This is a genomic window from Amphibacillus indicireducens (assembly GCF_039539605.1).
Taxonomy (GTDB): domain Bacteria; phylum Bacillota; class Bacilli; order Bacillales; family Amphibacillaceae; genus Amphibacillus; species Amphibacillus indicireducens.
The window spans coordinates 1-9,906 of record NZ_BAABDL010000046.1; the positions used below are offsets into that span (position 1 = coordinate 1).

The 9,906-nt window shown below is 37.4% G+C and carries 8 protein-coding genes; 6 read left to right on the plus strand and 2 right to left on the minus strand.

What is annotated here, in order from left to right; translation table 11 throughout:
• The first annotated feature begins 233 nt into the window (after positions 1-233).
• From ABD814_RS04145 to ABD814_RS04155, 3 genes are all read left to right on the plus strand, one after another.
• The gene (locus ABD814_RS04145; protein ID WP_344910635.1) at positions 234-566 is read left to right on the plus strand and encodes a phosphoribosylglycinamide synthetase C domain-containing protein; all 333 of its coding nucleotides are present in this window, start codon (positions 234-236) and stop codon (positions 564-566) included.
• A gap of 158 nt (positions 567-724) precedes the next feature.
• On the plus strand, positions 725-1,510 hold the full coding sequence (locus ABD814_RS04150) for an ABC transporter ATP-binding protein (RefSeq protein WP_344910622.1): 786 nt from the start codon (positions 725-727) through the stop codon (positions 1,508-1,510).
• 1 nt (position 1,511) lies between these two features.
• Entirely contained in the window at positions 1,512-3,131 is a 1,620-nt protein-coding gene (locus ABD814_RS04155; RefSeq protein ID WP_344910624.1) for a hypothetical protein, read from the plus strand.
• 99 nt (positions 3,132-3,230) lie between these two features.
• Here ABD814_RS04155 and glmS read toward each other — a convergent pair whose 3' ends face one another.
• Positions 3,231-5,060 carry a glutamine--fructose-6-phosphate transaminase (isomerizing) gene (glmS, locus tag ABD814_RS04160; RefSeq protein WP_344910626.1) on the minus strand — a complete coding sequence of 610 codons (1,830 nt, stop codon included), beginning with the start codon at positions 5,058-5,060 and terminating at the stop codon, positions 3,231-3,233.
• 205 nt (positions 5,061-5,265) lie between these two features.
• Entirely contained in the window at positions 5,266-7,164 is a 1,899-nt protein-coding gene (locus ABD814_RS04165; RefSeq protein WP_344910627.1) for a type I glutamate--ammonia ligase, read from the minus strand.
• Positions 7,165-7,413: 249 nt separating this feature from the next.
• Between ABD814_RS04165 and ABD814_RS04170 the strand changes: the two genes are divergently transcribed.
• Genes ABD814_RS04170 through ABD814_RS04180 form a run of 3 tightly spaced genes read left to right on the plus strand, consistent with a single transcriptional unit; the run spans position 7,414 to position 9,760 of the window.
• Positions 7,414-8,451, plus strand: coding sequence for a DUF3048 domain-containing protein (locus ABD814_RS04170; RefSeq protein ID WP_344910630.1), 1,038 nt, complete (start codon positions 7,414-7,416; stop codon positions 8,449-8,451).
• Between the two features lie 12 nt (positions 8,452-8,463).
• A complete protein-coding gene (locus ABD814_RS04175) occupies positions 8,464-8,772 on the plus strand; it encodes a YerC/YecD family TrpR-related protein (protein ID WP_344910632.1) in 309 nt (102 codons plus the stop codon).
• Position 8,773: 1 nt separating this feature from the next.
• Positions 8,774-9,760 (plus strand): Gfo/Idh/MocA family protein, encoded by a 987-nt coding sequence (locus tag ABD814_RS04180; protein ID WP_344910634.1) that lies wholly within the window; start codon positions 8,774-8,776, stop codon positions 9,758-9,760.
• Positions 9,761-9,906 lie beyond the last annotated feature (146 nt).

Below are 9,906 nucleotides of genomic sequence, written 5' to 3' on the forward strand. Positions count from 1 at the left end.
GTCGTTTTTTTGCCATTAAACTTTTGGGATCTCGATTTTTCAGTTCTTTTCATAGAACTTTTGACGTTACCTTTTAAAAATACTATGACCTTATAATATACATTTCGTAGCAAATGCTCCTAGGTCAAAGTTCAATATGATAGATACTAATTTTTTCATATTGATAATTTAAATGTATATTAATTTCTTTCTTTTGTCAATTAAAATAAAATATTAGAAAATATTTGCTTGACGTGATTGAAGCGGTCACTTCAGGTGTCGACCCTGAACTTAAGTGGCGAGATGGTTATGCGGTTGGGGCTGTTGTTGCTTCAAGTGGTTATCCGCAAGCCTGTCGGAACGGCTTGTTTGTGCCAGAACTTCGTGAGATCGAGGATGGCTACTTGATTCATGCGGGAACAACACTCAATGGTCATTCGCAACTCGTTTCAAATGGTGGGCGTGTCTTATTAGTTGGCTCTGTGCAAAAGAGCTTAATGGAAGCAAACGAAAAAGTTTATCAATACTTGAAAACAATCGAAAAAACTGAGAATTTCTTTTATCGTACGGATATTGGGGTTGTGTAAAATAGTCACTTATAAAGGCTGCATCTCTAGTTGTTAAAGTTAATTTAACGATTAGGGGTGCAGTTTTTATTAGTTGAAAATGCTTTTTGCTAAAATAACAGCTTAACTAATTAGCAGAATATGTTAGACTAAAACTAAGTAAAGAGGAGGAATGATCAATGACAGAGGAAACGATTTTGGAGTTAAGCGATTTGTCAATTCGATTCGGTAACCAACAAGTGCTTAATCAGGTGAATTTAAAAGTTAAACGCGGTGAAATTATTGGTTATATCGGTCCGAATGGGGCTGGAAAAAGTACGACCGTCAAAATTATTCTCGGATTACTTGCAAATTATCATGGTCATGTTTTTGTTTTTGGCGACAACATTCATGATGAGCCTGTTAATTATAAGCGGAAAATTGGTTATGTTCCTGAGAATGGTGAGATTTATGATGATTTGACGGCATCAGAATATATCCAATTTATCGGCCAAATGTACGGGATGGATCAAGCTGAAATTGAACTCAAACTTGATGCTTTACTGGCAAAATTTGAACTGACAAAAGTGAAGCAGACGAAGATTTCAAATTTTTCAAAAGGGATGAAGCAAAAGCTCTTAATGATTGCGAGTTTGATACATAATCCAGATCTGCTCTTTTTTGATGAGCCACTATCCGGACTTGATGCAAATAGTGTGATGATTATTAAAGAAATGATGGACCAATTAGCTCGTGCAGGTAAAACGATTTTTTATTCATCGCACATTATGGACGTTGTCGAAAAAATCAGTGATCGGATTGTGATTTTAAATCAAGGTGAGATCATCGCTGATGGGGCGTTTACCGACTTACAAGCGCAAAACAAAGAAGGGACGCTTGAACAGATTTTCAATCAATTGACGGGTTTTGATCAACATGAACAGACGGCTACAGAGATCGTTGAAATTATTCAAGGAGCTGACTAAGATGCACCAGTCATTTACGTTAAAAATTCTCGATCGTTTTAGTTGGCTGTTTCGTTTATGTGGTGTTGAATACCGGACGGTGCGATTAATTGTTGGCTTTAAATTAACGATGGATAAACGTCGTGTACCTACGATTATTGGTAATCAAGCACGAAAGAAAGATCCCATTATCACACCTTTTTTGACGTCACTGTTGTTATATGCATTTTTAGGTCTTTTATTAATCCCGTTTTTATTGTTTAGTGACGATTTTTATGTCACACTTGCGATTGTCTTTTCTTTAATTATGTTTATTTTAACGACGTCAATGATCGCAGATTTTTCATCTGTTTTACTGGATGTGCGAGATAAAGTCATTTTAGATACGAAACCGATTGATGATCGCACGATTGCTTTTGCAAAATTTGTTCATATCGTCATTTATATGACTCAACTAGCTGGTGCGTTATTGTTAATCCCGTTTATTGTGAGTAGTTTAATGCATGGCGTGCTATTCTCACTCGTGTTATTTGTTAGTCTTGTCTTAGTTTGTTTGCTATGTATCGTTGTCACAGCACTTTTTTATATGCTTATTTTAAAGTTCTTTGACGGAGAAAAATTGCGTAACTTAATTAATTATGTGCAAATTTTCTTGTCGATCGGTTTAGTTTTTGTCTATCAATTGGTTGGGCGCTCATTTGGTTTGGTTGGATTAACATTTGACTATACGGTCGAGTGGTGGCATTTACTCTTACCCCCATTTTGGTTTAGTGCCGCCTTTGAAGTACTCTTAAATGATGGACAAGGTGGACTATTAATATTAGCTGCGAGTCTTGCCTTAATTGTACCGATCATTTCACTATGGATTTACTTTAAATCGATGCCTGCTTTTGAACAAAACTTAGCTAAATTGATGAATGCATCGACAGCTAAAAAAGTGAAAAAACAGACGTTGAAAAGAAAAATTTCCGGCTGGATTAGCCGAGATCAAGAAGAGAAAGCAGCGATTGATTTTGCTAGAGTGATGCTAAGTCAGGAACGTGAATTTAAACTAAAAGTCTATCCAACCCTCGGTATTTCAATTGCCCTACCATTGTTTATGATTGGGATGATGTTGATGGACGGGTTTGGTGTTGATTCTGAGATAGACTATTTATATGGCTATTTTTCATTGCTATCAATTCCCACATCTGTATACATGCTTAAATATTCAGCAAAAGCGAACGGGGCATATTTATATCAAGTTCTCCCAGTTCGTGATCAATCTGTCTTTTATCGGGCGACTCTGAAAGCATTTATCATTCAATTATTTATACCGGTAGTCGTGATACTCATGCTGATTTACTTGTACTTTATTGGGCCAATTGCCATGCTTCACTTTTTGATTATCTTTTTGATCGGCTGTATCTTAACACCGATTTGTTATCGCATGATTAATAATGGCCGTTATCCATTTAATGAATCTTTCTCATTTGTCGAATCAGCCAACACAACGATTGTGTTTGTGATGATGTTTGTGATTGGTGGATTAGCGGTGCTCCATTATTTCATCAGCAAACAGCCTTATTTGCTGTATGTCTATTTACCAGTACTGCTTGTTGTGAATCATTTCTCTTGGAAAGTGATTTTTCCTAGAAGATAAGTTGAGTTTTGATAGGTAGTGAGGTTAATAGTTGGTAAAAAGACCCCGTATGAATAGTACATACGGGGTTTGAGTGTTCGAGAAGCAAGATAATCTTTTTTATTCAACCGTCACTGATTTAGCTAAGTTCCTTGGTTTGTCGACGTCATTTCCTTTGGCAAGGGATGTGTAATAAGCGATCAGTTGTGGTGCGATGACGCTTAATATGGGCATGAAGAGATCTGATTTCTTCGCGATATAAATGGTTTTGTCGCAAACTTGTTCAATGTCTTCGTTGTCAGTAGTAGTGATGCCAATGACATAGGCACCTCTTGCTTTGACGGATTTAATATTTGAGATCGTTTTGTCATAGGTCTTTGTTTGAGTTGCAATTGCGATAACTGGTGTCCCTTCTTCAATTAAAGCAATCGTTCCGTGCTTTAGTTCTCCTGCCGCAAATGCTTCAGCATGAATATAAGATAATTCTTTTAGTTTTAGAGATGCTTCAAGGGCACTCGTATAATCTAGCCCCCTACCCAAATAGAACAATGAATGGCTGTCTTTAATTTTTTCAGCGATTACTTTTGCTGGTTCAATGCAGTTATTAATTGTTCGTTCGACCTGTTTAGTGATCGATTGTAATTCATTTAGGTGTTGCTTATATAATTGATCGCTTAGTGTTCCTTTCAATCTGCCAAAATATAAACCTAGCATGTAAAAGGCAACGAGTTGAGTTGTATACGCCTTTGTTGATGCAACGGCGATTTCTGGTCCAGCCCACGTATAAAAAATATCATCAGATTCTCTAGCGACGGAGCTGCCTACAACGTTTGTAATTGATAAAATTCGGGCACCTTTTGATTTTGCTTCTCGTAATGATGCGAGTGTATCGGCGGTTTCGCCAGATTGACTGACAATAATCACTAACGTTTTATCATCGATAAATTGATCATTATAGCGAAATTCTGAACCGATCTCAGCATTCACATCAACTTGTAATGCTTTTTCTAAGATATGCTTTCCGACTAATCCAGCGTGATAGGCAGTTCCGCATGCGACAATATAGACTTTCCGAATCGCATTCAATTCTAGTTTCGATAGCTGAATATCATCTAGTTGAATATAGCCTTCGTCATCCAATCTGCGCTCGATTGTGTGTTGTATCGCTTCAGGTTGTTGATAGATTTCTTTAAGCATAAAGTGATCGAAGCCTTCTTTGCTAGCGGCTTCCACATCCCATGTTACTTCTTTTATCTCACGTTCGACCTTGTTATCTGCTTGATCATAGATCTCGTAATCTTCTTTTGTAAGTCTGACGAGATCGCCATTTTCAAGATAAATCACTTTTTTAGTCTGATTTAAAATTGCTGGGATGTCCGAAGCGAGATAAAAGGCATCTTCACCGATCCCTAAAACAAGTGGGCTTTCATATCTAACGGCAATGATTTCATCCGGGTGTTTGCTTGAAACAATTTCTAACGCATAGGTACCTTTCAACTGTTTAATCGCTTTTCTAACAGCAGCGAACAGATCATTTTCATAGTGAAAACCAATCAGATTTGCAATAATTTCTGTATCTGTTTCAGAGTAGAATGTATAGCCTTGTTCAGTGAGAAAATTTTTTAACGAAAGGTAGTTCTCGATAATGCCGTTATGGACAATTGCTATGGTTTGATCATTATTTAATTGTGGATGTGAGTTAACATCAGACGGCTCGCCGTGTGTTGCCCATCTCGTATGACCAATACCGATCGTTCCTGCGATTGGTTGCTGATTGATACTGTCAGCTAATCGTTCTAACCGTCCTGAAAATTTTCTCGTTGTTAATTTATTATTGTTGAGAATTGTAACGCCTGCAGAGTCGTAACCTCTGTATTCTAACTTTTCCAGACCGTTTAATAATATAGTTGAGGCTGAATTTAAACCAATATAACCGACAATTCCACACATAAAAAATCCTCCTTATTATAGATAAAGAGTGATATCACGTGAATCCCCTGTTGTTATAGAATTACTTCTAATTTTTAGAGAGTTCTTGGATTGTGAAACCCTTGGAGCATCCGCCGAATTTTCGATAACTCCAATCCTCGTCAACCACCGAAATGGCCTGGCGCTTTTAATGATATTATCACTCTATTTAGTCATGAAAAACTTTCTAATCGATCATGTTATTTTCATATAACAGATACAAGTCTTTTAGTTTTTGCATTTGAGTCGTTATTTGTTTTTGTAAATCTGATACTGTTTGATAATCCTCTTTATCAATGGCGTTTTTGATTCTAGTGAATAAACTCTTTTTATCAAGACTGTCTTTTGCGAGTTGATTTTTTAACTGACCAATTTTATTCCAATAAGAAAGATCTAAATCACTCGTATTGCTCGGGTCGTGCATTTTCTTAATCTCCAATATCTCTTGAAATAAAGTGGGTAAGATGCGGTGCTCAATTTCTGTTACCCATTTATTAAGGTGTGCTGATTGATAACTATCTAGAAGCTTTTCCGTCAAAACATCGCCTCGTTTTAATACAGATAACTTATTCGGATAACGTTTAAATGCTTGAAGATTCTCGTAAACGGTTTGTGGTGCTTCGCCGAAGTAAAGCCCCCTTTCTTGATCGGAAAAATCATCAAAGACATTTTTTTCGCTTCGATAGGCTCTTGATTGTTCAAGGTAGTCTGCTTCTTGATCAGGCGCTTTAGAAAGTTCGGCTAATAATTGATCTTCGGTCTTATTATTGAGTAAGGCATAGTCAATCCCATCCACCATTGAAAGCAACATACTTGTAAGACATAGAAACGTATTTGTATGTGGATTCGGTGACCTCAGTTCAAATCGTGTCGCCATTGGATTAGCTTCGTCTCTGATTAAACCGAGTAATACTGTCCGGTTTCTAGAAGGTGTATTGACATCTCTTCCTAATGAAGTGACCGTACTAATCGGTGCTTCAAACCCTTTTTTAAGGCGTTTAAATGCTTCATTTGAAGCGGAAACGAACGGATCAATCATCTGATAATTTTTCAAAATTCCCATCATCGCACCATAGCCGAAGATACTCAAATAAGTACCATCATTAGGATTAAAGAGATTGACGTATTGATCCGATTTTAACTTTGAAGTTACTCCAATATGCGTATGTTCTCCACTACCTGCGACACTTGGAATTGGTTTAGCAAGAAAGGTAACGTCCAGACCATTTTTTCTGAAAACTTCTTTAATAATTTTCTTAATCATCATCTCATTATCGGCTGCCTGTAGAGCAGATGTGTACTTCCAGTCAATTTCTAATTGTTCCATAATGCCAGACAATGCCCCAGCACTAGATAATTTGGCTTTCACACCACCAACTTCTTTGTGACCCATTTCTGGTTCGAATCCGTAATTGTCGATACAGTCAAGTGTCTGCTCAAGTGCAGTTCGCACAGAGCCTCGTGTTGTTGCCCAATATTGTTCGTGTAATTCTTGTGAGGTGGATAACTCGCCAATATCTCGACTATCATTTGGTGTTCTTACCCAAAATTCAAGCTCAGTAGCTGCAGTAACATTAATTTTATCGATGTCAGTTGCACCAAATCCAAAATCAGCTACAAACCGATCACATTCTTCTATCAAATGAATAACCTGTTTCTCAAAATAGTTCACTGCATTTAATAAGATATGTCTTGAACAGACAGCGACACCTTCATGAAATAAAAAACTAGGAATTTTTAGTGTTCCAGTAGGTAAGCCTGTTTCTTCATCGATATTCTCAAAATTATAATCGACAAACCAATTGCGATCGAGATCAGCTTTTATGTCAATCTTTGCGTTATCTAATGTCGCAATGTTTGGCAGGTAAACGGATGAACCATCTGTTTGAACAACCACTCCATACAAAAATGTTTTAATATCTTTGATAAAAGCTTTGATCGGAATTTTTTCTTCCGTTTCATGGCCGACCAGATCAATACCAGCGAGCGAAATGAATTTTATTTCGGGGTGTTTTTCTAGCAATGCTTTAAGCCCCACTTCATTGTGCTGTTCTTTTTTGATTGTGTAGATTAAATTTTCTTTCATATTATTCTCCTCTCTTATAATATTTTTTTATTTTACACCTTGAAAAACGATGAAGCAAACATTTTTTACTATTTTATTGAATTAAATTCTATAAAATAATCATACGACTAAGCTAGACATGTTGATAATAAAAATATTGACGGTCTTTTTGTTTAATTTTCGATCAATTACCCGATTTAATGATTATTTTTGTTATAATACATCATAGTAGGACATGAACAGATTAGCGCACTAAAGGATGGTGTCATAATGAAAAAAAGATGTCTGCTTTACTTTGCTTTACTCATATTATTTATTGCAGGTTGTTCAGATGAAGATACAGAAAAAGTGAGTCAGGATTTAGAAGAAAAAGAGATCGAACAAGAAGAGGTAATTGAGCCTGAACCAGAATTTATCTATCCTTTAACGGGAGAGGCTACTGATGAGGCGAGTTTAAATCGAATTGTCAGTGTAATGATTAATAATCATCCAGCGGCACGGCCACAATCAGGTTTGTCACAAGCTGACATTGTCTTTGAAATTTTAGCGGAGGGGCAAACGACACGCTTTTTAGCGATGTTCCAAAGCGAAGCGCCTGAGCTTGTTGGACCCGTAAGAAGTGCACGACCATATTATTTTAATTTAGCAAATGATTTTGATGCATTATATGTTTATCATGGTGCGGCTAATTTTATTGAAGATATGCTAAAAGCTGGGGCAGCTGATCATTTAAATGGTGCTTACTATGATAATGACGGGCATTTGTTTAAACGCGAATCATTCCGGAAGGCGCCACATAATTCGTATTTGATTTTTGATTCAGTGACAGAGGTCGCTCAAGATAAAGGGTATGAGATTGAAGCAGAGCATACGCAATTTACCTTTTTAACAGAAGAAGAACTTGGGGAATTGACAGGCGAGGCTGTGTCAGAACTATCACTGAAATATGGTCAGGAAGATGTCACTTATCGGTATGACGAAGTGAATGAAACCTATTCACGCTTTAATGGCGAGGAACAAACGATCGAATTAAATGATCAAACACCAATTGAACTTAGTAATGTATTTATTATTGAAACACCCTATCAAGTCGTTGATGATGCTGGAAGGCGTGAGGTTGATTTAGTCTCCGGTGGGAACGCCTATTTATTGCAAAAAGGTTTGATTCAGAGGTTAGAGTGGCAAAATATAGATGGGTATCTTTTACCTGTTAAGGATGGTGAAGTTGTCCCATTTGTACCAGGTAAGACATGGGTCAATGTGATTCCGACAACTCCGGGCTTAGCTGGTGTAACGGAAACCGAGTAGGAGGTTAATCTAGTGCAAATTGATAAATTACGTGGTCAAGAGCTTGATCAGTTATTTGATGCAGTTTTATCATTGAAAAATCGAGAGGAATGTTATCAGTTTTTCGATGACTTAGCAACAATGAACGAGATTCAATCATTAACACAGCGTTTGGCTGTTGCGAGAATGCTTGATGATGGAGAAACTTATCAAGAAATTGCCGATAAATCAAAAGCTTCGACAACTACTATTTCAAGAGTAAAGCGCGCTTTAACATATGGTAGTGGGGGTTATCGAATCGTACTTGACCGCTTAAATCGTCCGAAAAATGAGGAGGAATAAGATGATTCGTTTTGGTGTAATCGGAACAAATTGGATTACTGATCGCTTTTTAGCGGCAGCTAAACTGGTAAAAGACTTCGAGTTGACGGCTGTCTATTCAAGGACAAAAGAACGTGCGGAAGCTTTTGCCACTAAACATCAAGCAACACATGCCTTTTCTGACTTAAACGAGTTTGTTAGTAGCGATCAATTTGATGCAGTTTATATTGCGAGTCCAACTGCACTGCATGCTGAGCAAGCAATCCTTTGTATGGAACACGGTAAACATGTATTTGTCGAAAAGCCATTTGCGTCGAACCAACGTGAAGTCGAACAGATGATTCAAGTTTCACGTACAAATAAGGTGCTTTTAATGGAAGGCATGAAGACAACACATATGCCGAACTTTAAAGTTTTGCAAGAACAGATCAAAGCAATTGCTCCGGTAAGGCGATTTGTCGGAAACTTTTGTCAATACTCCTCTCGCTACGATCGTTATAAAGAAGGGGAAGTAGCAAACGCATTTAAACCGGAACTGTCTAATGGTGCGCTGATGGATATCGGTGTTTATACGGCTTATCCCATGGTTGCACTGTTTGGTATGCCCGATCACGTTTCAGCAAATGTAATTATGCTTGATTCGGGTGTTGATGGGCTGGGGACAATGGCGATAAAGTACCCTGAATTAACCGCTGATTTAATGTTCTCAAAAATTACGAACACACATGTGCCTTCAGAAGTTCAAGGAGAAAATGGCACGATTGTGATTGATAAAATCAGCGATATGCAAGGTTTAACTCGGATTGACAAAGATGGAACGATTACAAATATTTCCGTTGAGCAAAAACAGGAAACGATGTTTTATGAGATTAACCATTTTGTTGAGCTAGTTAAAGCTGGTCAACTTGAAAGTCCAGTAAATTCATTTGAAAATTCACTCAACACGATCAAAGTCCTCGACCAAGCAAGACAATCAATTGGCTTAGTTTTTCCAGCTGATTTGAAGTAAGTTAGTCAAATATTGATCCGTTATTGATGAGAAAATAGCTTTGACCTTGAATTGCTCATAATTCGAGGTTTTATTGTGTGCCCAGCATGGGTGCAGACTCTAGGGTGAAAGTCCCGAACAGTGAAGGCAGTAGTAGCTGTAGCTTA